Genomic DNA, 25509 nt, shown 5'->3' with positions numbered 1-25509 from the left:
GCTGCGTCAACCGGGAACTCCATGTTCCAGGGCAGGATGTCGGCGGTATCCCGGGAGCCAGATAGGCTAGTACTTGACCGAGTTCCCGGACTACTCCCCTATCTACCTTCAAGGACAGAAAACACCCTATGTCTCCAAGCGCCCTGTACCGTCTAGTTGCCCGCGCTGAAGCTGTCACATGGACGATGCTGATCATTGCATTGATTTTGAAGTACGTCGTCAAGGTTGGTGATTGGCCTGTATCCATTGCCGGCTTCATCCACGGCTTTGTCTTCCTGACTTATGCAACGATGGCTGTGCTCATTGGCATGAATCAGCGCTGGAGGAAGTCGCTGATCATTGGAGCTGCCGCGACCGCCGTCGTCCCATATCTGACCATTCCTTACGACAAGTGGCTGGAACGCAAGGGAAAGCTGGAAGGTACCTGGCGTACCGAAGCAACCGATCATCCAGATGATCGCAAGTGGACCGACGCGACGATGCGTTGGCTTGTTGCCCGCCCGGCGCTGACCACGGTCCTGCTATTCGTCGTTATTGCCGGTATCTTCTCGGCCATGCTTTTCATTGGCCCTCCAGGTGGCGAGCACTAATCATGGATTCTATGAGGAGCAGGCTGCTTTCGCCTGGGCATCACTGAATGCACTGACTCCTCAATCCAATTTGCCTGGCCCGGTCACTTCCATGTGTTCTTGGCCAGGCAAATTCTGTTTAATCCGGACATAGCAGGGTAAGGCTCGAACTACTTGGTGGTGCGTTGCTTCGGTGCGTAGTGAACCATCACCAACATTCCAATTAGCTCTACCAAGGTCTGGCTAACGACCACGGCAGAAGCTAATTCCAGCTCCGCGGGCAAAGCCAGGGCCAGGGGAAGCACCACCAGAGAATTGCGTGTGACGCCGCTGAAAGTAACTGCCCGCCGCGAGGCGGTGGGCAGCTTGAAGAGTTTCCCCGCGGAGTATCCAAGGACATTCATGATGCAGATAAACAGGGCGAAAACCATAATGGCCAGCCCTAATTGACCCAGGCTTGCGCTCACCGTGAAGATCTGCGAGCCCACCACGCTAAATAGCGTTCCCATCATCAACGGAACCATTAGATAGTCGGCCCAATCCCCGATGGGCTCTGCCCAGGTAAATCGTTTGGCGAGTGCCTGGGTGAGTGCTGCTGCCAGCAGTGGGAGCACGATCAGTCCCAGCAGTGCCCCCAGGAAAGGAGCTGGCACGATCACGTCGATCGCCGAGGGTCCAGCAAATATATAGAGGTATGCCGGCACGAGCAGCATCTGCAAGATCAACAAGAGCGGTGTGGCCGCCAGCAGCCGTTGGCTGTCTCCCCCGGCTAAGCCGGTAAAGACGATAACGTAGTCGATGCAGGGCGCTAGCAAGACCAGCAGCACGCCGAAGAGCAGTGCCTGGTCCCCCGCCACTATTCGCGATAGCCCGAAGGCCACGAGCGGCACCACGGCAAAGTTGACCGCGCACAGTGCACCCATGAAGCGAGTGTCCCGGAAGGCCTCCGGAAAACGGGTCAGCGGCATGCCCAGGAAAGTAGCGTAGAGCAGCAATCCAAGGAACGGGTTAACCGAGTTCTCGAGACCCTTGCTTGCGGCAGGCAAGGCCAGGCCGAGAACGCAACCGGCAGTGATCGCGGATAAATAGAGGGCGATCTGGTGCGTTTGCATCCATGCATTGCCAGGCCAGATCTTCATAGGACTAATGCTAGAACAATAGCTGCGGCCACCATGGCCGTGAGCTCATTCGGGCGAGCCCCGACGGCGCCCTTCTGTGTCTGAACCGACAACGATCCAGCCAACGCCGAATTACTCACAAACACCGGGGTAAACCTATGATGAGTACATGAAGGATTCTATTCGTAAGTGGCCGCTGTGGATGGCTGTCGACGTTGTTCTCATTGTTCTATTCGCCCTGCTCGGTCGACGTGAACACGAACATGGCTTGAGCATTGGCGGCATCCTGATGACCGCCCTGCCGTTCTTGGTTGCCTACGTCGTCGTGACCTTGCTGTCCAAGCCTTGGACCACGATCAACAAGCTCTTCCCTGTTGGCGTACTGGTCTGGGTGGTGACCGTAGCAGCGGGCCTTGCGCTTCGCGTTGCCATGGATTCCACTGCGGCACTCCCCTTCATCATTGTCGCGACATTGGTTCTGGGCGCATTCTTGATGGGGCGTCGGCTGGTTACCTCAATGGTGGCTAAGCGGCTAGGTAAATAGCAGGCCGAGCCCGTAGGAACCGGCAGCGACGAGACCGCTGGCGAAAGTCCCCAGAATAAACTGTTCGGCGGCGCGATGGTTTTTCAGTTCAGAGAACCGGCCAAGACCCTTGACCGCCAAGACGACGGCAATGCCTTCTGGCCAACCGGCCCAGAGGCTTCCAACGATGGCCGTGCGCTCCAGGAGTCCGATCCACAGCCCGCCTCGAAGCGGTGAAGGGTCGGACTCCTCCTTTTGGAGCTCGACATCATTCTTCGCAGCAAGCCGGAAAACAAGTTCCGTAAACGGACCGCCGAAACTAATGGCAAAGATGGAACTCAGGACGATCGCGTACACCGGCGAAAGCCCGTTCTGCTCCAGCGAAGTTTGAGAAGCAACTGCCAGCAGGGCCGAGAGAATGGCGAACAGGGCAGAGCCCACAACTAGCCAGTCGCGGACACGAGCTCGTTTGCCCATGGCATAGCCAAGGTAGGCAGCTATGCAAGAGACAAACGCCGCCAGGCTCAGACTCCCCCAAGCGATCCAAAGCATTTACTGCTCCTTTAGCATCTTCAGCTGTCGGTTCAGCGATTTGGCAGCTTCATCCATCATTCGGTTCGCCTCAAACCATAGCGCGGCCGACAGACGAGAAGAGACAGCCTGCTGGGTGATTCCTAATTCTTGGGCAATCTGCTGCTGGGTCAGGCCTTCATCGGCCAGAGTGCCAGCTTCCCATGCCGTGGCCCGTCGCTTTGAAACTATGCAGGCAGTCAGCTGGAGCTCGGCTTCCAGGCGGGTGGCTTCATGCGACGGTCCATGAACAGCTAGATGCGCATTGGTGTTCTTTGCCCGCTCAACTGCGACACGAGCATATTCAAAGGCAGGCCCCCGTCCGGCACGGGTTTCTTCGGGCAGTGGCGTTTCAACTTGCCCGAAGCCAATGCCGACACTCCAGTCCCCTGAAGCTGCCATCATCACTGCCAAGCGAATTGCTTCGTTGGCGTTATCCAAGACAGCTTGGACTTCATCGCCGGCGGTTCGCTGGAAGGGGCGAACCACTGGAACGGTAGCATTAGCTTGCTTGACTAGAGCCTCCACCTTGTCTTCGGTGGAACGTGAACGCCGCTGGTCAATGGTCAACACAATCATGGAACAATTGTAAAACTTTGTATCCGAATCTACAAATTAAAATCATTGTACTATGCGAAGCGGGGCGATGCGCCCATGCCTCTCATTCGCTGCTTTTCGACTAGAGTTGATTCCAGATCAGCCGCCTCCTGGCAGGCGACAAGTTAGAACCGAAAGGCACAGTGATGGTCACCGCATTCGTCATGATCCAGACTGCAACGGACAGTATCCCTGAATGCGCTAAGCAGATCTCCGCAATCTCGGGCATCAGCGAAGTCTATTCCGTAGCAGGCGACTGGGACTTGATTGCAATTGCACGAGTCAACAAGCACGAGGACCTCGCCGAAGTCATTGCCAATAAGCTTTCCAAGATTCCAGGCATCCGCGGCACCCAGACCCACATTGCATTCCGCGCATATTCGGAACATGATCTTGAAGCAGCCTTTTCCCTTGGCCTAGGCGACTAAGGACTTTTCAAGAACAAAGCCGGCCTTCGGTTCAGCGATTGTAAAATCGCGAACCAAAGACCGGCTTTGTTGGCATCTGACGGTGCTACGCGCCTACGATCGCCTGGGTCGTTGAGGACCAGGCTTCCAAGGTCGCCTTCGCCGCACCGGAATCGATGGAATGCGCCGCTTTCCCAATCGCCGCCCGCATGCGGTCTTCGAAACTGCCTTCAGCAGTATCGCTGTAAGCCACCATTCCGGCAGCCGCGTTCAGGAGGACCGCATCTCGAACGGGTCCGGGAGTCCCGGAGATGACATCTCGTACAACCCCTGCGTTATGTAGTGCATCTCCACCGCGCAGATCATTAAGCGTCGCACGGGCAAATCCAACGTCCTGGGCATCGAACGTGAACTCGGTGACCGTGCCGTTGCGCACTTCCCAGACGCGGTTAGCTGCAGTGGTGGTTAGTTCATCCAGTCCGTCATCCCCGCGGAAGACCAGGCCACGCACGCCACGGCTTGCAAGAACGCCCGCCATGATTGGTGCCATGACCATGTCGGAGCAGCCGATGGCGGATGCGCTGGGCAATGCGGGATTGGTCAAGGGGCCCATGAAGTTGAAAGCGGTTGGTATGCGCAATTGACGGCGTGCTCCGGCAACGTGGCGCATCGAGGGATGGAAGACGTTGGCGAAGCAGAACGCAATCCCAACCTTGTCGTACACCTCTACAAGGCGCTCGATTGGTACCTCCAGGCGGACGCCCAATGCTTCAAGCACGTCGGCGGAACCCGAGGACGAAGAGGATGCGCGATTGCCGTGTTTAACTATGCTCACGCCGGCGCCAGCGCACACCAGTGTGGCCATCGTTGAGATGTTGACGGTGTTCTGGCGATCGCCACCGGTCCCAACAATGTCCAAAGTTTGTGCATCGATGGTCAAAGGGCGCGCATTGGCGACCATGGAGTCCACCAAGCCGGTCAATTCGGCCACGGTCTCACCCTTGGATCGCAGTGCAACCAGGAACCCGGCAATCTGAACGTCGCTCGCCTCGCCGGACATGATCTCATTCATTGCCCAAGCGGCCTGTTCGCGGCTGAGATCGCCACCGTTGATCAGGGTGGCCAATAGATCTGGCCACGTCGGGAACTTTTCGTTTACAAGGCTCGTTGACACATGGGAAAGCCTATCCAGACACCGGGGCGCTACCCAATTCATGTCGTTAGATGATGTGGCTCAGGTCGCTAAAAATGCCTAGTTTCTGGGGTTAAATACGAAACACTTTCGTTGCATAAATGATTGTTTCGTGAGACTCGCCGGACGAAGCTCTACGAATTGTAGAAAGAGTTTTCTCTGTACTTCCGCATGTTTCCGCGGATGTTGCCAAGATGTGGCGCAACAAACCTCTGCGAACCCGCTTTTGCATTGGTATCTGAGGGGCATTTAGAGACATAATGTCAGTGTGACAACTGCGACTCATGCCCCAAATACGACGGCGCCACATGCGCCGAACCGCCCAAACATGGTGTCGGTGGGAACGATGGTGTGGCTCTCCAGCGAGCTCATGTTCTTCGCCGCCCTCTTCGCCATGTACTTCAGCCTCCGGGCTGCCGCGCCCGAACTATGGGCGACTGAAACTGCCAAGCTCAACGTACCGTTCGCGCTGGTTAACACCATCATCCTGGTGTCCAGCTCGTTCTCGTGCCAGCTAGGCGTGTTCCGTGCCGAAGAATTCAAGCCTCGCCGTTCCGGTGGGCTTTTCAACTTCAAGGAATGGGGAATGATTGAATGGTTCATTCTTACCTTCATCCTTGGCGCGATCTTCGTTTCGGTCCAGGCCTACGAATACGCTGTCCTCGTTAGCGAGGGCGTGGCATTCGACTCGAACTCCTACGCTTCGGCCTTCTACATTACGACCGGCTTCCACGGCATTCACGTCGCTGGTGGTCTGATTGCATTCTTGCTGATCATTGGTCGTGCGATGCTGGCTAAGAAGTTTGGTCACTTCGAAGCAACCGGCTCCATCGTCGTGTCCTACTACTGGCACTTCGTTGACGTTGTTTGGATCGCCCTGTTCGCGATCATCTACTTCTTGAAGTAGCAACTTAAATTCATTAGTTGCCTCAACAAGAAGTACGGCAACACCACACCAAAGAAACTAAGTGAGGAACCAGCAAGTGAAGGCTCTTTCGAAAAAGCGCCGCCACCCGCTCGCCGCTGTGGCCCTGCTTCTGTTCGGATTGCTGATTACCGGCAGTCTTTACACTGCAGCCGGTAACATCAGCGAAGCGAAGGCAGCTGAGACCACTTCTGCATCGCAGGCCGATGTAGAAGAAGGTCAGAAGCTTTTCGTCGCCAACTGCGCTACTTGCCACGGCATGAATGCCGAAGGCTCTGACTCCGGTCCATCGCTGATCGGCGTTGGCGCGGCTTCTGTTGACTTCCAGGTCGGCACCGGCCGTATGCCGATGCAGATGCAGGGCCCGCAAGCCCAGGTCAAGCCAGTACAGTTCGACGACGAGCAGATCTCCCAGCTGGCAGCGTATGTTGCAAGCCTGGGTGCAGGCCCAGCGATCCCTGATGAGGAATACTTGGATACCACCCAGGGCGACGCCGCCCACGGTGGCACCGTCTTCCGTGTGAACTGCGCAATGTGTCACAACGCGGCTGCTGCCGGTGGCGCGTTGACCCGCGGCAAGTTCGCACCAACCCTGACCGGTGTATCCGAGAAGCACATCTACGAAGCGATGGCTACCGGCCCACAGAACATGCCAGTGTTCAACGACTCGAACATCACCCCAGAAGAGAAGCGTGACGTTATCACCTTCCTGAAGACCATTGAAGCAAATGGTTCCGCTGGCGGTGCAGCCCTGGGCTCCCTGGGTCCAGTTGCTGAAGGCCTGTTCACCTGGACCGCAGGTCTGGGTATCATCATTGCCTTCACCATTTGGTTGACCTCGCGTCCTTCCTAAGGCAACCCCGCGGCCTCGGCCGTAACCATCACTACGTACATAAATTCCTAACAGAAGGATGAGAGAGAAACATGGGCGACCATAGTCACGGCAGTCCCGAAAACTCGGGCACCGTTGCTAAGGCTGACGATGTAGCTCAGGATCGATTCCCAGATCCGGGCTTACCACCCCATCGTCCGCGTCTCGCAGACCGCGATCCGCGCGCAGCCAAGCGACATGAGCGTCAAGTAGCGCTCCTATTTACCATCTCCATCATCGGCACGCTCTTCTTCTTCGTGGCCTACTTCGTCCTGGGCCACCTGGGCGAGATGACCTTCGCTGAACTGCGTGTGCAGAACGCTGCACTGGGACTGGGCACCGCTTTCGCGATGCTCGGTATCGGTGTGGGTATTGTTCACTGGGCCAAGACCCTGATGCCGGATCACGAGCTCATGGAAATGCGCCACGAGATCCGCTCGGAAGAAGATCGCCAGGATGCCGTCGAAATCATCGATACCGTGCTCGAAGAGTCCGGCATCAAGCGTCGTCCGCTGATCCGCAATACCCTGATCGGTGCCATCGCCTTGGCGCCAATCCCAGCAATCTTCATGTTCCGCGACCTGGATCGCACCGGTAACACCGCGAACGAGATGATCGATTCCCTGCGCCACACCATGTGGGAGAAGGGCATCCGTCTGACCCGCGACCCATCTGGTACCCCGATCAAGGCCTCGGATGTGCAGATCGGTTCCGCATTCCACGTGATCCCAGAAGGCCTCAACGAGACCGAGCACCCGCTGAACGAAAAGGCCAAGGCCGTCGTTCTGCTGATGCGCATGGATCCAGCAGAAATGCAGATCTCCGAGGGACGCGAAACCTGGAACGTCGACGGCATCGTCGCATACTCCAAGATTTGCACCCACGTGGGTTGCCCGATTGCTCTGTACGAGCAGCACACCCACCACTTGCTGTGCCCTTGCCACCAGTCGACCTTCGACCTGACGCAGGAATGCAAGGTCATCTTCGGCCCAGCTGGCCACGCACTGCCACAGCTGCCAATTACCGTGGACTCCGAGGGCTACCTGGTAGCTCAGAGTGACTTCCACGAACCAGTTGGCCCGTCCTACTGGGAGCGTGGTTAATCATGACGACGACTAACGAATACCAGGCATCGACCGCTACCGGTCGCATCGCCAACTTCGTGGATTCCCGCGTCGGCGCTTCGGGCATGGTCAAGGAATTCGGTCGCAAGATCTTCCCGGACCACTGGTCGTTCATGTTCGGCGAAGTGGCAATGTACACCTTCGTACTGCTGCTGCTCTCGGGCACCTTTCTGACCTTCTTCTTCGATCCGTCGATGGCTCACGTCGTCTACGACGGCTCGTACGTACCGATGAAGGGTATCGGCATGTCGACGGCTATGGCCTCGACCATGGATATCTCCTTCGACGTGCGCGGCGGCCTGTTCATGCGACAGGTACACCACTGGTCGGCACTGCTGTTCGTCGCTTCCCTGTCCGTGCACATGCTGCGCGTATTCTTCACCGGCGCATTCCGTCGCCCACGTGAACTGAACTGGGTTGTCGGCGGCGTGCTGCTGATCATGGGTCTTGCTGCCGGCTTCACCGGCTACTCCCTGCCAGATGATCTGCTGTCCGGTAACGGCCTGCGCATTATCGATGGCGTCATGAAGGCACTGCCGATCGTCGGCACCTACCTGTCGATGTTCTTCTTCGGCGGCGAGTTCCCTGGCGATACCGTGATTCCGCGACTGTACTCGTTGCACATCATGATTGTTCCTGCGGTCATCATCTTGCTGATCGTTGTGCACCTGTTCATGGTCGTGACCCACAAGCACACCCAGTACCCTGGCCCAGGCCGCACCAACGACAACGTTGTTGGCTTCCCTGTTGGTCCGGTATACGCAGCCAAGGCCGGTGGATTCTTCTTCATCGTCTTCGGCATCGTGGCATTCATTGCTGGCCTGTTCCAGATCAACCCGGTATGGAACTACGGTCCATATGACCCATCACCTGTTTCGGCTGGTACCCAGCCGGACTGGTACATCGGTTTCGTCGATGGCGCGCTGCGCTTGATGCCAGGTTACCTGGGCAACTTCAGCTTCGAATGGATCATTCCATTCCCATGGGGCGATAACACCCTGGTGATGTCGGTACTGCTGCCAGCACTGGTTCCTGCAGGCGCACTGTTCGCAGTGATGTTCGCATGGCCGTGGATCGAACGCTGGATCACCAAGGACAACCGCGAGCACCACCTGCTCGACCGTCCACGCAACGCTCCATTCCGAACCGCAGTGGGCGCTGCCGGCGTAGTCTTCTACTGCGTCATGTGGGCTGCTGCTTCCTCGGACTTGATCGCGACCCACTTCCACGTGTCGCTGAACGATGTCACCTACTGGCTGCGTACGCTGTTCTTCCTGGGCCCAATCTTCGCCTTCTGGTTGACTCGCCGTATCTGCCTGTCGCTGCAGCGCAAGGATCGCGAGATCGTCCTGCACGGCCGCGAAGCTGGCATCATCCAGATGTCGCCTGAGGGCGGCTTCTCGGAGAAGCACGAGGAAGTTGACGTCTACAAGCGTTACCTGCTGACCAACTACGTTGATCGCCAGTACATCCCGGCTCAGCCTGACGCAGCAGGACACGTCTCCGGTTCGGAGAAGCGTCGTGCAGCAATCTCGAAGTTCTTCTTCGAAGATCGCGTCGCCCCGGTAACCCCATCGGAGCTGGAAGCTGCTCATGCAGCCCACGGCCACCATGAGGTTGAGGGTGACACGCAGGACTCGATCGCCAAGTAATAGCGACCTGAGTTAGTCACAAAAGGAGGGACACACCGCAAGGTGTGTCCCTCCTTTCGTTAACCCGGCTTTCCCAGGGGTCCCAGTGAGCCTAGCGCCGGTGAGCGCTCCGAAGACGCATGGTGGACGCCCATCGAAATTCCAGTGGCTTAGAACGCCATCTGGCACTGCCGGGTGCTCAGGGTGGAAAGTCCGTTCCTGCTCCCCTAGCCGCGTATCGAGCTGCGCTCCCCAGTGCGGAGAAGAATTGGCCATCCTGTTTGGCACTTCAGTCAGAAATGCCGTTCGGGGCTGAGTGCTACTGCCGGCCTGCAGTGCAGCCATTCTGGATTGGCTGGAATCGAATGCTGCACGCCAATGCCAGTTGCGACTGGCGCAGCTGCCCGGTGTCGTCCCGGGCCGAACCGGAGCGGAGAGCTGCTCAGTGCATTCGTCTTTCCAGCGAAGGCGCTCCAGACTGGGGACGAGCTCAGTTCCGCAATCACGTTCGCCAAGACTTCGAATGCAGCAGTTCAGACTCCCGTTTTGGCGCTCGGCATGGCCGAGCCGATATCCAGAGCGCTCTTCCAAAGGTTGCTCCCCTGCCAGAAAGAATGCCCGGCAGGCACCATGACCTCCAGTCCTGCTTCAGAATCGTTTGAATTGGATGACGGAATAACTCTGGACGCATCGACCGGATGGCAGAATCACGCTGCAAACAAGACTGTGTGATCTAGGGATATATTGGATCTTCGCTACGGCCTATCGCACCAGTGTGGCTGGTTTCCCACTGGACAGGGCGGCTGGAGTGTCCACTTTTCAACTTCCGTCGACATTCCATGTCCTGCTGCCTTGAAGCGGCTTTGAGCTTGCGCCGCGATCTTCTTCCGTGTGCGGGAGACCTGCTTGCTCCTGCTATAGCTCCATACCGGCGGACCAGGCTGCGGGAGTGCTTATTCAGTAGTTGATGCCCGGAACCATTTTGAACGGCAGATATGGCATCCTTGGGCATGGTTGACGGGTTTGCCTGGTACTTGCCCGTTGAAATCGAAGCAGCCGGCCGCCTGGCCAGGCCTAGAAAGTATCGGTGTAGCGAGGCGTGCGTGTGCCCACTCGCTGCAACGGCACGAAGAGCTTGTAGCGGTCTGAGCGGTAGAGCGAAACCGAGTAGTCGGCTAGCCGATCGCCGATGTAGGCATACCGGGTGATCTGCAGGAGCGGGAAGCCTGGTTCTACGCCCAGGAGCACGGCTTGCCGCTTGCTCGCAGCAGTGCTTTCCACCTGGTCCTCACCCCATTCGAGCAAGATGCCATAGCGCTCGTGCAATGCCTGATAGAGCTTTGACGGCGGCTCGCCATCCACAAAGCCAGGCACGAGATCGGCAGGCATATAGTTCTCGTCCAGGCTCATGGGGGTGCCATCGGCCAGCAGCAGGCGCTTGAACTGGACTACGGCAGTACCCTCCTCCACCATCAGCTGCGAAGCCAAGGTGGCGCTGGCTTTGATCTCCGCGAATTCGAGTACATGGGCATCGGGAACCATGCCGCGGCGCATCATATCTTCGGAGTAGGAATGCAGGCGGACACGAAGGTCCAATTTTTCGGGCACGACGAACGTGCCGATTCCCACCACGCGTTTGAGCACTTGTTCATCCACCAAGGCATCGATGGCTTGGCGGATGGTCTTGCGGGCCACGCCGAAGTGCTCTGCCAGCACGCGTTCGGGCGGAAGCTTGTAGCCGGGTTTGCAGGCCTCGCGCGCATGGGTCTTGAGAATCTCTCGGATTTGCCGGTATTTGCTTTGCCGGCTGGCCGGATCAAGGTGCGCCTGGACATGTGGCTGCGGTGCGTGGCGCATGCTGCTTCTCCTTGATCCAAATATCCTGACGGCCCATCGCCATCGAGGAACCCCTATTAAAAGACTAACGGGACGACAAGCAAAATTGCTTGTCGTCCCGTTAGGGTTACTGCCTAGTGAGCGTGATCGCCACGGCTGTATTCGTAAACCCAGCCGGTCACGCCAACGACGGCCAAACCGGCGCCGATGAAGAAGACCCACCAGCCCACAGCGAGGCCAAGGAAGCCAATCGCTGCAGCCGAAGCCAGGACCAGTGGCCACCAGCTCCATGGGGAGAACATTCCGATATCGCCGGCGTTCTCGTGGATTTCGCCATCCACGCGGTCCTCGGGCCTGTTGCCAACGCGCTTAGCGGTGAATAGCAAGTAGCCACCTACCATCGCGGACAATGCGACCAGCATCAGCAATGCCAGGAATCCGACCCATTCGCTCCAGTTGGTCATGTAACCGTAGACAATCGCTACTGGGGTGAAGAAGAAGACGCCACCCAGGAAAATCCAGGATTCAACTTTCATCGTTACACGTCCTTCTGGTCAGCCGAGCCGAAGATCTTCGCAACCGGAGTTTCGGGGGTTACCCGTCCACTCAGTTCCGGGTGGTGCAGATCCAGTGCCGGACGCTCGGAACGGATGCGAGGGATCGAGTGGAAGTTGTGGCGTGGTGGAGGGCAAGAAGTTGCCCATTCCAGCGATGCGCCGAAGCCCCATGGATCATCTACTTCGACCTTCTTGGCGTTTCGGTGGGTTACCCACACGTTCCAGAAGAATGGAATCATCGACGCACCCAGAATGAATGCGAAGACGGTCGAAACCTGGTTCATGGTGGTGAAGCCATCTTCAGGCATGTAGTCGGCGTAGCGACGTGGCATGCCCATAACGCCCAGCCAGTGCTGGATCAGGAAGGTGCCGTGGAAGCCGATGAACAGCAACCAGAAGTGAATCTTGCCAAGACGCTCGTTGAGCATCTTGCCGGTCCACTTCGGCCACCAGAAGTAGAAGCCAGCGAACATCGCGAACACAACGGTACCGAAGACTACGTAGTGGAAGTGAGCCACAACGAAGTAGGTATCCGATACGTGGAAGTCCAGCGACGGAGCCGACAGGATAATACCGGTCAGACCGCCGAACAGGAAGGTGATCATGAAGCCCATGCTCCAGAGCATTGGGGTTTCGAAGGTGATCGAGCCGCGCCACAGGGTTCCGATCCAGTTGAAGAACTTCACACCGGTTGGAACTGCGATCAGCATGGTCATGAAGCCGAAGAACGGCAGCATTACCGAGCCAGTGACGTACATGTGGTGTGCCCACACGGAAACCGACAGTGCAGCAATCGAGATGGTCGCGAAGACCAGGCCCTTGTAGCCGAAGATCGGCTTGCGGGAGAACACTGGGAAGATCTCGGAGACGATGCCGAAGAACGGCAAAGCAATGATGTAGACCTCAGGGTGCCCGAAGAACCAGAACAGGTGCTGCCATAGTACGGCACCGCCATTCTCTGGGTCGAAGATGTGGGCACCGAAGCGGCGGTCTGCACCCAGTGCGAACAGCGCAGCTGCCAGTGGCGGGAAAGCCATCAGGACCAGCAACGAGGTGATCAAGGTGTTCCACGAGAAGATCGACATGCGCCACATGGTCATGCCAGGTGCACGCAGGCAGATGATCGTGGTGATGAAGTTGACGGCGCCAAGGATGGTACCGAAGCCCGACAGTGCAAGGCCGAAGACCCAGAGGTCTCCGCCGATTCCTGGCGAGAAGGTGGTGTTCGACAGCGGAGCGTAAGCGAACCAACCGAAGCTAGCTGCACCCTGGGGGGTGAGGTAGCCGGCCAGAGCGATCAGCGAGCCCAGCGAGAAGAACCAGAAAGCCAATGCATTCAGACGTGGGAAGGCCACATCCGGGGAACCGATCTGCAGGGGCATCATGACGTTGGCGAAACCTGCGAACAGCGGGGTTGCGAACATCAAGAGCATGACAGTGCCGTGCATGGTGAACAGCTGGTTGTACTGTTCCTTGGTCTGCAGGATCTGCATGCCTGGTTCGAACAGCTCTGCACGAATCAGCAGCGCCATAACGCCACCGACACAGAACAGGATGAACGAGCTGATCAGGTACATGTACCCGATCTTCTTGTGGTCGGTCGAAGTAATGTAGTCGACGAACAGACGACCCTTGGACTTCGGCACTACGGCTGGAGCAATCGACTTCACGTCGTCAGTTGCATATTCAAACGTTGTCATGATTACTCTCCTTCCCCGTGCTCTACTACGACGCCGTTAACAACATCTGGCTTACGGTCGTACTCTTCACCAATGTGTCCATCTTCCATCTTTGCCAGCTGAGCCTTGAACTCGGACTCATTGACAACCTCGACGTTGAAGAGCATCTCGGAGTGGTACTCGCCGCAAAGCTCGGCGCACTTTCCGTCGTAGCTGCCTTCAACCTGTGGAGTCAGGTAGATGTAGTTGGTCTTGCCTGGGATCATGTCCAGCTTCTGCAAGAAGGCTGGTACCCAGAAGGAGTGGATGACATCGCGGCTATTCAGCTCAAGGGTTACCGACTTGCCCGCTGGCAGGTACAAGGTTGGCAGTTCTTCGCGAACGCCTTCCGAGCCATCGGTGTTCAGGTGAGCCTGCTCGCCGGCGTAATACTTCTCGGTGCCCTGGTAGCTGTAGTTGAAGTCCCACGACCATTGCTTGGCTCGGACGTCGACTACGACCTCAGAATCAACAGGGGCGTTGATCTGCTTTTCCAGGGTGTTGTTGAAGCTAAAGAAGACTAGAACAAGGACCAAAGGAATGGCCGTGTAGAAGATCTCCAATGGCAGGTTGTAGCTCAGCTGACGCGGGTAACCCGTATCGTTCTTGCGGCGGCGGTAGGCGATGACGCACCAGAGCATCAATCCCCAGGTCAATACGCCGACGACAATAACAGCGATCCACGAGTTAACCCAGAAATCCTGGATTGCCCCGGTGTGGTTGGTGGTGTCGCGCTCCACGTTTGGGAGCCAACCGCGTTTTGCCTCCGCTGTACATCCCGTCAACAGCAATGCGCCAGTGCCGACTAAAGCCAGTACTTTGGCTTTAGCGGACCCGCGACTGCCGGTTCGGTCTTGCGAACTCACAGACGGCCCTTCCTCTTTGTTGGTGCAGAATGTGGTCTTCATAAGTCACCTCGTGGTTTAAACGAGTTGCACGGTGAGGTGGCTCACGAAGGGAAACATAGTTTTACTACTTAATGTAGAGCTTACCCTCTTTGGGGTCAGAATGCCGAAAAACGCCGCTGTGCTAACGAGAAATTTCTTCAACGTTTGAACAGCGGCGTTTGTTCCCTACGGCCTAGTGGAAGGAATCTCCACAGGCGCAGGAACCCGATGCGGCCGGGTTGTCGATGGTGAAGCCCTGCTTCGAGATGGTGTCCTCGAAATCAATGGACGCGCCAGCGAGGTACGGGACGCTCATCTTGTCAACGATGACCTCAACGCCATCGAAGTTGCGTACCGCGTCGCCGTCGAGCATGCGCTCATCGAAGTAAAGCTGGTAGATAAGGCCCGAGCAGCCACCTGGCTGCACGGCGATGCGGAGACGAAGATCATCCCGGCCTTCCTGTTCCAGAAGCGAGCGAACCTTGTCCGCCGCCACGTCGGAAATCTCTACCTCATGGGTTGGCACCTCAGTTGGATCGCCCTTGGTCTGGTCAACAGATGCAGTCATGATTTTCCTCCCATACTGCTCGATGCGGCACCAAGCTCCAGATTTGTTACTGGAACCGGCACCTCTGTTCTTGCTTCTATCCTACGTCGCTACGCTGAAGAATTCTTCCCCTGCGTCTCTCCGTATGACACGGTTCATAGTCCCTTGGCGTTGATCCTCGCCAGCATGAGGGCTTCAGCCTCAATTGCGTGCTGGAAGTCGCCTAGATGCAGCGACTCGTTGGCCGAGTGCGCACGCGAATCGGGATCCTCGACACCGGTCACCAGGATCTGCGCCTTCGGGAAAACTTCCAGCAAATCTGCGATGAATGGAATTGATCCACCCAGGCCCATATTCACTGGTACAACGCCCCAAGCTTGTTCAAGCGCCCAGCGCGCAGTGTCATTTGCCGAAGCGTCCAGGTTCGCCTTGTAGGCGTTGCCTGCTTCGGTGGCGACAAATTCAATCTCGGCGCCGCGAAGGTCAACGCTTTTGACGTGTGCCTCAAGGGCCTTGAGCGCATCTGCAGGATTCTGCCCTGGGGCCAGGCGCATCGATACCTTGAAACGCGTTGCCGGCAGCAAGGTATTCGACGAGTGGTCGACACTCGGGATATCCATTCCAATCACGCTCAGTGCTGGTTTATTCCACAAGCGGTCGGTGATCTTGCCGGTGCCGGCAAGCTGGAAGGATTCCAGAACGCCGGAGTCCCTGCGGAATTCGGCTTCGTCGAAGTCGACTTCAGCGATGTCGTTGGCAACCAGGCCGGCAACGGCAACAGAACCGTCTTCGTTGTGGAAGCTGGAGATCAACTTGGCGGCGAGGATCGGGCCATCGAGAACTGGTCCGCCAAACATGCCCGAGTGAACTGCATGGTTCAACGAGCGAACGGTGATCTCCGCTGCGCACATGCCGCGCAGCGAGCTGGTCAGTGCTGGGGTTCCAACCGACCAGTTGGACGAGTCGGCAACTACGATCACATCTGCTGCCAACTTGTCCTGATGGGCTTCGAGGAAGTTGCGGAATGATGGGGATCCTGCTTCTTCCTCCCCCTCGAAGAAGTAGGTTACGCCGACGCCGAAATCGCCAATGAGGTCCAGCACGGCGCGCATCGCCGCGATGTGGACCATGATGCCGGCCTTGTCGTCAGCGGCACCGCGGCCGAACAGCCGGTCCCCTACCTTCGTGGCTTCGAATACCGGGGTGTTCCAGTCCGCCGCGTTGCCAGGAGGCTGGACGTCGTGGTGTGCGTACAGGAGCACGGTTGGCTTTCCGGGTGCCGCCTTGCGCTGGGCTACCACGGCAGGCGCGCCCATAGCGCCGTTCTGCGCAGGCTCGCGCAGGATTTCCACGGTCTCCATCCCGGCCGACTTGGCCAATTCGGCCACTGCCGCAGCCGATTTTTCCAGGTTCTGCGGGTCGAAGGATTCCCATGCGATGCTCGGGATCGCGACCAGGGAAGTGAGCTCTTCGAGGATCTTCTCGAAGTTCGTGTCGATGTGGCTTTTTAGCGCGGCAATATCGACGCCGCTTGCAACAGCGTCGAAGGTAGTATTTTCGGTCATGCCTTCAGCCTAGCAATTCCTCGCGTATCGAATGTCACGCCGCTAACTATTTCCGGCTAGAATAGAGGGGTGTTTGGACGTAAGAAGGATGAACCTCAATCCCCCGTAAATGTGGAGTCTGCCCAGCAGGCCCCGGAAACAACCGACGGCCGCAAAACTGGTCCAACGCCCAAGCGCAATGCGCAGCAGGCGAACCGTCAGCGCCCGTTGGTTCCTACCGATCGCAAGGCCGCTAAGGAAGCCCAGCGTCAACAGCGTGTTGAAGCGCAGAATCGTTTGCGCTTAGCCAACGAAACTGGCGATGAACGCTACCTGATGCCACGCGACAAGGGTGAGCAGAAGCGCTACACCCGTAACTTCATTGACTCTCGCTGGATGTTCGGCGAGTTCATGATGTTCATCATCCTGGCCTTCTTGGTTGTCTCGCTGGTGTTCCAGCGCAACCTGCAGATCCAGATGTTTGTGCAGGCAGCCCTCTGGGTTGTTATCGCACTGATCATCATCGAAGCAATTGTGACGACCATCCTCTTGAAGAAGCGCCTGGTCGCCAAGTTCGGCCACATGGAAAAGGGCGTACGCATGTACGCGGCAATGCGTGGAATGCAGTTCCGCAAATTGCGCCTGCCGAAGCCACAGGTCAAGCGCGGCGCAAATATCGACTAGTCGATACCGCTAGACCGCAAAGGGGCAAGCTCGCTGAGCTTGCCCCTTTCTAGTTAATTGCTTGGTTGAATAACAATGTTCAAAATTTGTGGAGCCAACTACAAGGTGATGCAAATTCTGCGATTGGAATATCGTTGCCGCGACGCATTTCTGCCAATCCTGTCCGTGCTCGCAGCATGCGGCCTTGTTGGCTCCGATACAAGGATTCATCCCGGTCGGCAACCGTTATTGCCACCTTCTCCCCTTGTGTAGATTCACGACATATTAGACACATGAGTCGGGACATCCTAGACACTCGCATCTTGACCGATGAGTCGCGTCATCCTTGACACTATTACATGTCTAGAAACCACGTCATCGTCCACCAGATCCGCGACGCCGGCATGAGCGTCACCGAAGCCTCCCGCCACTACAAGATCTCTCGCCAACGCATCTACCAGCTACTACGCGCCTACGACCACGGCGGCGATGCCGCGCTGGAACCTGCCAGCAAAAAACGACACACCAACCCGCGCGCCACCAGCCCCGAACTCACAGCACGCATCCTCGAATTACGCCGCACGCTCACCGCCAACGGCCTCGACGCAGGCCCCATGACCATCCAATACCACCTAGGCAAAGAGCACTTGCACGTGCCTTCCACGGCCACCATCCGCAGAATCCTTCACGCCCACGGCCTGATCACCCCAGAACCGAAAAAACGCCCGAAGAGCAGCCTGCACCGATTCCAATCCGAGCAACCCAACGAAACCTGGCAATCGGACTTCACCGAAGCGAGACTAGCCAACGGGCACACCGTCGAAATCCTGCACTGGCTCGATGACCACTCGCGATACCTACTGCACTGCTCCGTGCACGAAGAGATCACCACACAAATCGTCATCGACAGTTTCACCTGGTTCATCAACCACTACGGCCCACCGCAAAGCATCCTGACCGATAATGGACTGGTTTACACAACACGGCTGCTCAAAGGCCTGAACAAGTTCGAAAAACTACTGATCGCCCTAGGGATACGCCAGAAAAACGGGAAACCTTATCACCCGCAAACTCAAGGAAAGATCGAGCGTTTCCACCACACAGAACACCTCTGGGTCAACGCGCGACCACGCGCTGAATCGATCACCGAACTGCAAGAGATCCTGGATGAGTTCCAGAAGGTTTACAACAATGAACGTCCACACCGTGCACTGAATCGGGAAACACCGAGCCAGTGGTACCACCGAACACTCAAGGCCCGGCCGAACCTCAAGAACGTCACGCGGGACCGCGAGTTCCGCATCCGACATGACCGGATCGACAAGGATGGAAAAGTAACCCTGAGACACGAGGGAAAACTACGTCACTTAGGGGTGCGGAAAATACACCGTAGAAAGAAAGTCGTGATGCTCATCGACACTGAAGAAGTCACGGTGATGGACGTAGAAACTTCAGAGGTGCTTAGTCGCCACTCCATCGACCCCGGCAAATCCTATTGGCCCGATAAACAGAAATCCCCCGGCCGGTGGCCGGGGGAAACTGATAATAATTTGTAAAGCATGTCGCAACTCATCTGTAAACGATGTCTCGACTCTTCACAGCCACCTTCTCCCCTAGCGCGGCTGCCCTTGCCTAGTCTCCTGATCCAAGTTGCGTTCAAAGCGGTTGCAGGCAGGACGTACGCAGAAGATGGGCCCGGTTAACGCGGAATGGCTCCGATTCTTCGAGAATCGGAGCCATTCCGGAGCATTTGGGAAATTCCACTCCAAAGAACTAGAGCATGTGCTCCAGGTCCTTATTGATCGAACGTGCCCAGAACGGACCCTCGTAGAGGAATGCGGTGTAACCCTGTACCAGGTCCGCGCCGGCGTCCAGGCGTTCCTTCACATCCGCGGCATTTTCCACGCCGCCGACGGCGATCAGAGCCATCTCGGCCGGAACAAGTGCACGCAACTGGCGAAGAACTTCAAGCGATCGCTGCTTGAGCGGAGCGCCAGATAGCCCGCCGGCGCCAATCTCTTCAACCTTGGACGCATCGCTGGTCAAGTTCTCGCGACCGATGGTCGTATTGGTGGCAATAATGCCGTCGAGTTCAAGTTCCATGGCCAAGCGTGCAACGTCAGCGACATCCTCATCGCTAAGATCGGGAGCAATCTTGACCAGCAAGGGAATATGGCGGCCGGCAACCTTGTCAGCCAACTGGCCGACTTCCGAAAGCAGCGGACGAAGAGAGTCAACGCTCTGGAGCAGGCGCAGACCCGGGGTGTTGGGGCTCGAAACATTGACGACCAGGTAATCTGCGTGGATCGCCAGCTGGCGGGTGGACGCCAGGTAATCCCCTACCGCGTCTTCCAGCTCTACAACCTTGGTCTTGCCGATATTCACGCCGATGACCGGGCGGGTTCCAGCGTAACCAGTCTTGAGCTCTTGGCGAGAACTGGCGACACGGGCAGCGACAGTTTCGGCGCCTTCGTTGTTGAAGCCCATCCGGTTGACTACCGCGCGGTCCTCAACCAAGCGGAAGAGCCGCGGTTGCGGGTTGCCGGACTGGGCCTGTCCGGTGACGGTTCCGATTTCAACATGGCCGAAACCGATATCGCTCAACGCCAGGATTCCGGTGGCGCCCTTGTCGAAGCCAGCAGCCAATCCGAATGGGGACGGGAAGTCGATGCCCATAACGGTGCGCTTCAGCTTGGGTGCCGGAGCGAAGAACTTGCGAGCTGCCTTAGTGAGCCCTGCGCGTTGCGCAATCTTGATCGCGTTGAATGCAAAATGGTGAGCCTGTTCAGGATCCATCTTGGTGAACACGTGCTTGAAGACCAGTGGGTATATGCGCATGGAACCATTTTCCCGTGAAGAACCCGAAACAGACAACTTGAGATGGGTAGTATTCAAGATATGAAGCACTTCGTTGTTCCAGAAAGCAGCAGTTGGCCAGACTTTATGTCTTCAACTAGGCCGGGGCAATGGGTCGAAGATCCCCTCGGGCCTGATTTTGAGCACCAAACCTTGGATTTCGGCGTCGATGCGGAAGGACCGGCCGTCGCGACCTTGGTCCGCTATTGCCCGGCTGGATTCAGGAATCGGCTCGGACGACGAGCCCAGGGAATTGTTCTGAGCGTGCATGGCTGGAGCGATTATTTTTACAACCGCGAACTGGCAGCTTTCTGGCATCACCATGGATACCACTTCTACGCACTTGATCTACGCAGGCATGGACGCAGTCTGAGAGCCGAACATGCTTTGCCTGGTTATGTCGATGACTTGGCGGACTTCGATGAGGAGCTCAATGCGAGCTTGGAACTGCTGCGTAATGAGCATCCTCAATTACCGGTGGTTGCCCAAGGGCACTCGACGGGCGGCTTGATCCTCAGCTTGTGGCTTGCGCGCCAAGCGCCGGGCATTAAAGCTCTGGTCCTGAATGCTCCATGGCTTGAGTTTCAGGGAACGGCCTTCCTGCGCATTCCTTTTCACGGCCTAATGGAAGCGATCACTCGCACGAATCCGCGCAGGAAGCTCAACGGACCAGAATTCGATCATTACTGGCAATCGCTAAGTACTGATAGCCATGGCCAGTGGGACGTTCATCGGCTATGGCGACCACGGATCGCTTTTCCGAACACCGCGGGATGGCTGAAAACGATATTCGATGGCCATGCCCTAGTTGCGAAGGGGCTGAAACTTCAACAGCCAATCTTCGTCCTCACCTCGGATCGCACCCATATCGGCACGAGCTACTCCCCTGACATGCAGCACTGCGATTCGGTACTCGACGTTCAGCAAACGCGCCTGCGGGCGTTGAAACTAGGCAGTTTCGTTACTTTGTCCGAAATTCCGGGCGCAATGCACGATGTGTTCACCTCCGCTGAGCCCGCCAGATCCGCAGCATATCGAGACCTAAGCCTCTGGTTGCGATTGGTGGGAACAGCGCTGAAAACGTCCTAGGCCTGTGGCTTGTCGATAGCTCCGCCGTAACGGCGATCGCGTTTGGCATATTCTTCTACGGCGGTAAAGAGCGTTCGCCGGTCGACATCCGGCCAAAGCTGGTCGAGGAAGACCATCTCTGCGTATGCCGACTGCCACAGCAGGAAGTTGCTTGTGCGTTGCTCGCCACTGGTTCGGAGGAAAAGATCCACATCAGGCAGTTCCGGAGCATGCAGGTATTTGGCGATAGTCTTTTCGCCAACCGAGCTAGCGCGAAGCCTGCCGGCTGCAACATCCTGGGCAATCGCGCTGACAGCGTCGCCTAGTTCTGCGCGCCCGCCGTAGTTCACGCACATGGTCAGCTGGCAACCCAAGTTGTCTTTGGTGAGTTCTTCGGCTTCCTTGAGTTCATTGATAACCGATTTCCAGAGCTTGGGTTCTCGACCCGACCAGCGTATGCGGACGCCCCATGAGTTCAACGTATCGCGTTGGCGGCGCAGAACATCACGTGAGAAGCCCATCAGGAAGCGCACTTCCTCAGGGCTGCGCTTCCAGTTCTCGGTTGAGAACGCGTAGACAGAGACGTACTTGACGCCCAGCTCCACGGCTCCGGCCACCACATCAAGCAAAGCTGCTTCGCCTGCACGGTGCCCCTCGGTACGAGGCAATCCCCGCTGGTTCGCCCAACGTCCATTGCCATCCATGACGATAGCTACGTGTTCAGGGATGAGTTCCTGCGGAATGGCGGGCATCTGCGGATGATCCGGATGCGCATAAGGAGCAACTGGGCCTCGGCGGCCGGTGATCTTAGGAAGCTTCTTCAATTTCTCTCCACAAGACGTAGGGAATTCACGGCACGCTCAAGGTGCCACTGCAAGTAGTTGGCCACGATATCTGCAGCTTGCTTGCGCGCTCGAGGTCCTGCTTCTGCCACGGTGGACCAGTCCCCTTCCAGCAGCGCCTGCAGATATTCAATGGTGACGGGATGCGGCGATAACGATCCAGAGGGACGGCATTCGGGGCAAACGACGCCGCCAAGCTGGACGTGGAGCGCTTGATGCGGGCCAGGCTTGCCGCAGCGCACGCAGTCGGTAAAGGACGGCGCCCAACCAGCAACCGAGAGGGCCCGCAAGATGTAGGAGTCCAGCACGGCTCCGGAATCGACTCGCTGCTTGGATAACAGGGCGATCGCACCGTGGAAGAGCTGATATTGCTGGAGGGCCGAATCGCTTTCTGTTTCCAGCAGTTTTTCAGCGATCTCCGACATGGCGTTGGCCACCGTGTAGCTCGGGTAATCCATGACCAGCAATTGGCCGTATGGATTTCGAAGCTGTGCCTGCGAGACGATATCGAGATTGCGGCCCATCACCAGAAGCGCGTCGACTTCCATGAACGGTTCCAGCGTGGCGCCCATCCGCGACGACGTCCGGCGTACGCCCTTAGCCACCGCACGGACAATCCCATTGGGTGTCAGCAGGGTGATGATGCGATCGGCTTCTCCCAGCTTGTGGGTACGCAAAACCAAACCACGGGTGTGGTAGCTCTTGGAAGCGAAACCTGATCTGGACACGGACAATATTCTCCCACTTCAACTCCCAAAGTTCTGAATCCAACGATTCCTATGGGTGTCGATTCGTCCCTGGGCGCGGTAGCTGCAGGAGCAACCCGGCATCTACCGGGCCCGAGGAAAAGGGGTTCAAGGTGTCTCTCGACTTGAATTGAGCGGGAACACCGACAGCGACGCAGTTATCAGGCAGGTCAGTAGCGACCACGGCATTCGCTCCTATATTGCACCGGCTACCTACTTGCACGCCACGCAATACCGTGGCACCGGATCCAATCATGCAGTCGCTGCCGATGACGGTTGTAGCTGGACCGGCAGACCCGGCTGCCGCGATAGTGGCCCCCTGGTAAATCAATGTTCTGGATCCAATTACCGTATTAGGCCCGATAACGACACCAGTGCCGTGATCGATGAGAACGGGACTGCCAATAACAGCAGAGGGATGGATGTCGATTTGCGTCAATGATCGGGCAATGAGCCTGATGATTTTCGACAGACCCCTGGTTGTCTTGCGCTGCCACAGCTGGTGAGTAACCCGATGCATCCAGATCGCGTGCAAGCCCGTTGAAGTAGTTGCCGTGGCCAATAGTCCTTGTGCTGCCGGATCGCCCGCAATGACCGCGCGGATTTCATCCATGAAACGGGGCAAAGCTCTTCCCTTTCTTCGTCGGCGCTTGCTTGCCAGCCGCCCTGGCAGTATATGGAAGGCAAAACGCCACGGCCAGCGTGGTGAGGCTGGCCGTGGCGTTGAGCTGGCAACAAGGTGGTGCCGCAGACCTACTTGCTGTCGCGGATCGCGCGGTTGACGGCCGAAACTACGGCCTTCAGTGCTGCAATGTTGGTATTGGTGTCCAGGCCAATGCCCCACAGGATGCGATCGCCCACGGCGCATTCGACGAATGCGGCTGCGCGGGCGTTGCCGCCTTCGCTCATGGCGTGCTCGGAGTAGTCCAGCACGCGCAGATCCACGCCATCATCGTTGAGCAGCTTGACCAGCGCGGAGACCGGACCGTTGCCCTGGGCGCTGCGCTCATGGGCCACGCCGTCGATGATCAGCTTGGTATCCAGGCGGAAGCTTCCGTCCTCCGCCGAAGCCGCGGTCGCCGAAGCAATCTGGTAGTAGCCCCAGGGGTTCATGCCCGAATCTTCGCTGACCGGCAGGTACTCATCCTGGAAAACGTCCCAGATGCGCTGCGAGGAGATCTCGCCGCCCTCGGTATCGGTCTTGCGCTGGATGACGCCGGAGAACTCGATCTGCGCGCGGCGCGGCAGGTCCAAGTTGTAGTCGTTCTTCAGCAGGTAAGCAACCCCGCCCTTGCCGGACTGCGAGTTCACGCGGATCACGGCCTCGTAGGAACGGCCGATGTCCTTCGGGTCGATCGGCAGGTAAGGAACAGCCCAGACCAGGTCGTTGATGTCCTTGCCTTCAGCCGAAGCCTTGGCTTCCATCGCTTCCAGGCCCTTCTTGATCGCGTCCTGGTGCGAACCGGAGAAGGCGGTGAAGACCAGATCTCCGCCGTACGGGCTGCGTTCAGCCACTGGCAGCTGGTTGCAGTACTCGACGGTGCGGCGGATGTGGTCCATGTCCGAGAAATCGATCTGCGGGTCGATGCCCTGGCCGAACATGTTCATGCCCAAGGTCACCAGGTCGACGTTGCCGGTGCGTTCGCCGTTGCCGAACAGGCAGCCTTCGATGCGGTCGGCGCCGGCCAGGTAGCCCAGTTCTGCCGCGGCCACTCCGGTGCCGCGGTCGTTGTGCGGGTGCAGCGAGAGGATGATCGAGTCGCGGTTGGCCAGGTTGCGGTGCATCCACTCGATGGAGTCGGCGTACACGTTCGGGGTAGCCATTTCCACCGTGGCCGGCAGGTTCAGGATCATCTTGTTTTCCGGGGTCGCTTCCAGCACCTCGGCTACGGCCTCGGAAATGCGCTTGGCGAAGGCCAGCTCGGTCCCGGTGTAGGACTCTGGCGAGTACTCGTAGGTGATCTTGGTGCCGGTCAGCTGCTCTTCGTACTTCTTGCACAACCGGGCGCCCTGGACGGCGATGTCCACGATGCCGTCTTCGTCCTGGCGGAAGACGACTTCGCGCTGCAGGATCGAGGTGGAGTTGTACAGGTGGACAATGGCCTGCTTGGCGCCTTCCAGCGCTTCGTAGGTGCGCTCGATCAGGTGCTCGCGGGACTGAGTGAGCACCTGGATGGTCACGTCATCGGGAATGCCGCGCTCGATCAGCTGGCGGACAAAGTCGAAGTCGGTCTGCGAAGCCGACGGGAAGCCGACCTCGATTTCCTTGAAGCCCATTTCGACCAGCAGGTCGAACATCTTGTGCTTGCGCTCCGGGCTCATCGGATCGATCAGCGCCTGGTTGCCATCTCGCAGGTCGACCGCGCACCAGCGCGGGGCCTTGGTGATGTACTTGTCGGGCCAGGTGCGATCGGGCAGATTGACCTCGATCTGATCCTGGAATGGAACATACTTGTGGATTGGCATGTTCGAAGATTTCTGCATGTTCTGCATTTCTGTGGGTCCCCTAGACAAAATTAGTGCTTAGTTTGTGGGGCCAGACAAGAGCTACTCCGCGACGAGGGGTCGGCCTGTAGACCACTAGCGGTCCTTTGGATCCTCGCAGCGGCTAAGTAGTAGTAGAAGCTCGAAATGCACGAAATGAGCATAGCACCGCGCTTTGGAGGCAAGTGAAACTTATGTCACTTGCGTGTCACATAGTGGACGTCCGCCTTGCGC

Annotated in this window: 25 protein-coding genes; 10 read left to right on the top strand and 15 right to left on the bottom strand. The window is 57.6% G+C overall.

From position 1 onward, the window contains the following. The first annotated feature begins 128 nt into the window (after nucleotides 1-128). Nucleotides 129-590, top strand: a complete 462-nt coding sequence (locus ACNPM8_RS16635) for a DUF3817 domain-containing protein (RefSeq protein ID WP_105661272.1) — start codon at nucleotides 129-131, stop codon at nucleotides 588-590. 149 nt (nucleotides 591-739) lie between these two features. Here ACNPM8_RS16635 and ACNPM8_RS16630 read toward each other — a convergent pair whose 3' ends face one another. After that, a complete protein-coding gene (locus tag ACNPM8_RS16630) occupies nucleotides 740-1708 on the bottom strand; it encodes an arsenic resistance protein (protein ID WP_105661273.1) in 969 nt (322 codons plus the stop codon). 148 nt (nucleotides 1709-1856) lie between these two features. On the opposite strand from ACNPM8_RS16630, the gene ACNPM8_RS16625 reads away from it, so the two are divergent. After that, nucleotides 1857-2231, top strand: a complete 375-nt coding sequence (locus ACNPM8_RS16625; RefSeq protein WP_402734828.1) for a DUF3054 domain-containing protein — start codon at nucleotides 1857-1859, stop codon at nucleotides 2229-2231. Here ACNPM8_RS16625 and ACNPM8_RS16620 read toward each other — a convergent pair. Together ACNPM8_RS16620 and ACNPM8_RS16615 are read right to left on the bottom strand one after the other, a co-directional pair. Beyond that, nucleotides 2220-2762 carry a hypothetical protein gene (locus tag ACNPM8_RS16620; protein WP_208294227.1) on the bottom strand — a complete coding sequence of 181 codons (543 nt, stop codon included), beginning with the start codon at nucleotides 2760-2762 and terminating at the stop codon, nucleotides 2220-2222. The genes ACNPM8_RS16625 and ACNPM8_RS16620 overlap by 12 nt on opposite strands. After that, the gene (locus ACNPM8_RS16615) at nucleotides 2763-3359 is read right to left on the bottom strand and encodes a sigma factor-like helix-turn-helix DNA-binding protein (RefSeq protein WP_105661274.1); all 597 of its coding nucleotides are present in this window, start codon (nucleotides 3357-3359) and stop codon (nucleotides 2763-2765) included. A gap of 164 nt (nucleotides 3360-3523) precedes the next feature. On the opposite strand from ACNPM8_RS16615, the gene ACNPM8_RS16610 reads away from it, so the two are divergent. Then, nucleotides 3524-3805, top strand: coding sequence for an Lrp/AsnC family transcriptional regulator (locus ACNPM8_RS16610; RefSeq protein WP_105658354.1), 282 nt, complete (start codon nucleotides 3524-3526; stop codon nucleotides 3803-3805). Nucleotides 3806-3890: 85 nt separating this feature from the next. On the opposite strand, the gene trpD is transcribed toward ACNPM8_RS16610, so the two are convergent. Further along, a complete protein-coding gene (trpD, locus tag ACNPM8_RS16605) occupies nucleotides 3891-4958 on the bottom strand; it encodes an anthranilate phosphoribosyltransferase (protein WP_332594750.1) in 1068 nt (355 codons plus the stop codon). A gap of 286 nt (nucleotides 4959-5244) precedes the next feature. Between trpD and ctaE the strand changes: the two genes are divergently transcribed. From ctaE to qcrB, 4 genes are all read left to right on the top strand, one after another. Beyond that, nucleotides 5245-5883: an aa3-type cytochrome oxidase subunit III gene (ctaE, locus tag ACNPM8_RS16600; RefSeq protein WP_105658353.1), complete on the top strand. Its 639-nt coding sequence runs from the start codon at nucleotides 5245-5247 to the stop codon at nucleotides 5881-5883. Nucleotides 5884-5959: 76 nt separating this feature from the next. Beyond that, the gene (qcrC, locus tag ACNPM8_RS16595) at nucleotides 5960-6754 is read left to right on the top strand and encodes a cytochrome bc1 complex diheme cytochrome c subunit (protein WP_105658352.1); all 795 of its coding nucleotides are present in this window, start codon (nucleotides 5960-5962) and stop codon (nucleotides 6752-6754) included. Between the two features lie 71 nt (nucleotides 6755-6825). After that, nucleotides 6826-7875, top strand: a complete 1050-nt coding sequence (gene qcrA / locus ACNPM8_RS16590; protein WP_448940229.1) for a cytochrome bc1 complex Rieske iron-sulfur subunit — start codon at nucleotides 6826-6828, stop codon at nucleotides 7873-7875. 2 nt (nucleotides 7876-7877) lie between these two features. After that, nucleotides 7878-9548 carry a cytochrome bc1 complex cytochrome b subunit gene (gene qcrB / locus ACNPM8_RS16585; protein WP_105658350.1) on the top strand — a complete coding sequence of 557 codons (1671 nt, stop codon included), beginning with the start codon at nucleotides 7878-7880 and terminating at the stop codon, nucleotides 9546-9548. Between the two features lie 1053 nt (nucleotides 9549-10601). Here qcrB and ACNPM8_RS16580 read toward each other — a convergent pair. The 6 genes from ACNPM8_RS16580 to ACNPM8_RS16555 all read right to left on the bottom strand — a co-directional run bounded on the left by ACNPM8_RS16580 (nucleotide 10602) and on the right by ACNPM8_RS16555 (nucleotide 16637). After that, complete coding sequence (locus ACNPM8_RS16580; RefSeq protein WP_105658348.1) at nucleotides 10602-11384, bottom strand: GntR family transcriptional regulator; 783 nt, start codon at nucleotides 11382-11384, stop codon at nucleotides 10602-10604. A gap of 113 nt (nucleotides 11385-11497) precedes the next feature. Beyond that, nucleotides 11498-11899 (bottom strand): cytochrome c oxidase subunit 4, encoded by a 402-nt coding sequence (locus tag ACNPM8_RS16575; protein WP_105658347.1) that lies wholly within the window; start codon nucleotides 11897-11899, stop codon nucleotides 11498-11500. A 2-nt stretch (nucleotides 11900-11901) separates the two neighbouring features. Then, entirely contained in the window at nucleotides 11902-13620 is a 1719-nt protein-coding gene (ctaD, locus tag ACNPM8_RS16570; protein WP_105658346.1) for an aa3-type cytochrome oxidase subunit I, read from the bottom strand. Nucleotides 13621-13622: 2 nt separating this feature from the next. Continuing rightward, complete coding sequence (gene ctaC, locus ACNPM8_RS16565) at nucleotides 13623-14504, bottom strand: aa3-type cytochrome oxidase subunit II (protein WP_105658345.1); 882 nt, start codon at nucleotides 14502-14504, stop codon at nucleotides 13623-13625. Between the two features lie 214 nt (nucleotides 14505-14718). Then, nucleotides 14719-15093 (bottom strand): HesB/IscA family protein, encoded by a 375-nt coding sequence (locus tag ACNPM8_RS16560; RefSeq protein ID WP_105658344.1) that lies wholly within the window; start codon nucleotides 15091-15093, stop codon nucleotides 14719-14721. A gap of 134 nt (nucleotides 15094-15227) precedes the next feature. Then, nucleotides 15228-16637, bottom strand: a complete 1410-nt coding sequence (locus ACNPM8_RS16555) for a M20/M25/M40 family metallo-hydrolase (RefSeq protein WP_448940228.1) — start codon at nucleotides 16635-16637, stop codon at nucleotides 15228-15230. A 69-nt stretch (nucleotides 16638-16706) separates the two neighbouring features. Between ACNPM8_RS16555 and ACNPM8_RS16550 the strand changes: the two genes are divergently transcribed. Together ACNPM8_RS16550 and ACNPM8_RS16545 are read left to right on the top strand one after the other, a co-directional pair. After that, nucleotides 16707-17300, top strand: coding sequence for a DUF3043 domain-containing protein (locus ACNPM8_RS16550; RefSeq protein WP_105658342.1), 594 nt, complete (start codon nucleotides 16707-16709; stop codon nucleotides 17298-17300). A 338-nt stretch (nucleotides 17301-17638) separates the two neighbouring features. After that, entirely contained in the window at nucleotides 17639-18835 is a 1197-nt protein-coding gene (locus ACNPM8_RS16545) for an IS481 family transposase (RefSeq protein WP_448940227.1), read from the top strand. Nucleotides 18836-19052: 217 nt separating this feature from the next. Here the strand turns inward: ACNPM8_RS16545 and ACNPM8_RS16540 are convergent, their stop codons facing one another. Then, nucleotides 19053-20117 (bottom strand): quinone-dependent dihydroorotate dehydrogenase, encoded by a 1065-nt coding sequence (locus ACNPM8_RS16540; protein WP_105658341.1) that lies wholly within the window; start codon nucleotides 20115-20117, stop codon nucleotides 19053-19055. A 42-nt stretch (nucleotides 20118-20159) separates the two neighbouring features. Here ACNPM8_RS16540 and ACNPM8_RS16535 point away from each other — a divergent pair, with 42 nt between their 5' ends. Further along, a complete protein-coding gene (locus tag ACNPM8_RS16535; protein ID WP_105661279.1) occupies nucleotides 20160-21224 on the top strand; it encodes an alpha/beta hydrolase in 1065 nt (354 codons plus the stop codon). Here ACNPM8_RS16535 and ACNPM8_RS16530 read toward each other — a convergent pair. From ACNPM8_RS16530 to leuA, 4 genes are all read right to left on the bottom strand, one after another. Continuing rightward, nucleotides 21221-22027 (bottom strand): isoprenyl transferase, encoded by an 807-nt coding sequence (locus ACNPM8_RS16530; protein ID WP_133833358.1) that lies wholly within the window; start codon nucleotides 22025-22027, stop codon nucleotides 21221-21223. The genes ACNPM8_RS16535 and ACNPM8_RS16530 overlap by 4 nt on opposite strands. Then, the gene (gene recO, locus ACNPM8_RS16525) at nucleotides 22024-22773 is read right to left on the bottom strand and encodes a DNA repair protein RecO (RefSeq protein ID WP_105661281.1); all 750 of its coding nucleotides are present in this window, start codon (nucleotides 22771-22773) and stop codon (nucleotides 22024-22026) included. Before recO ends, ACNPM8_RS16530 begins: the two co-directional genes overlap by 4 nt. A 49-nt stretch (nucleotides 22774-22822) precedes the next feature. Continuing rightward, nucleotides 22823-23311 (bottom strand): serine O-acetyltransferase, encoded by a 489-nt coding sequence (locus ACNPM8_RS16520; RefSeq protein WP_402741373.1) that lies wholly within the window; start codon nucleotides 23309-23311, stop codon nucleotides 22823-22825. A gap of 233 nt (nucleotides 23312-23544) precedes the next feature. Then, entirely contained in the window at nucleotides 23545-25284 is a 1740-nt protein-coding gene (leuA, locus tag ACNPM8_RS16515; RefSeq protein WP_105658338.1) for a 2-isopropylmalate synthase, read from the bottom strand. Nucleotides 25285-25509: the final 225 nt, after the last annotated feature.

The organism is Glutamicibacter sp. AGC46, from assembly GCF_053543715.1.
This window is presented reverse-complemented; position numbering and strand designations above follow the sequence as displayed.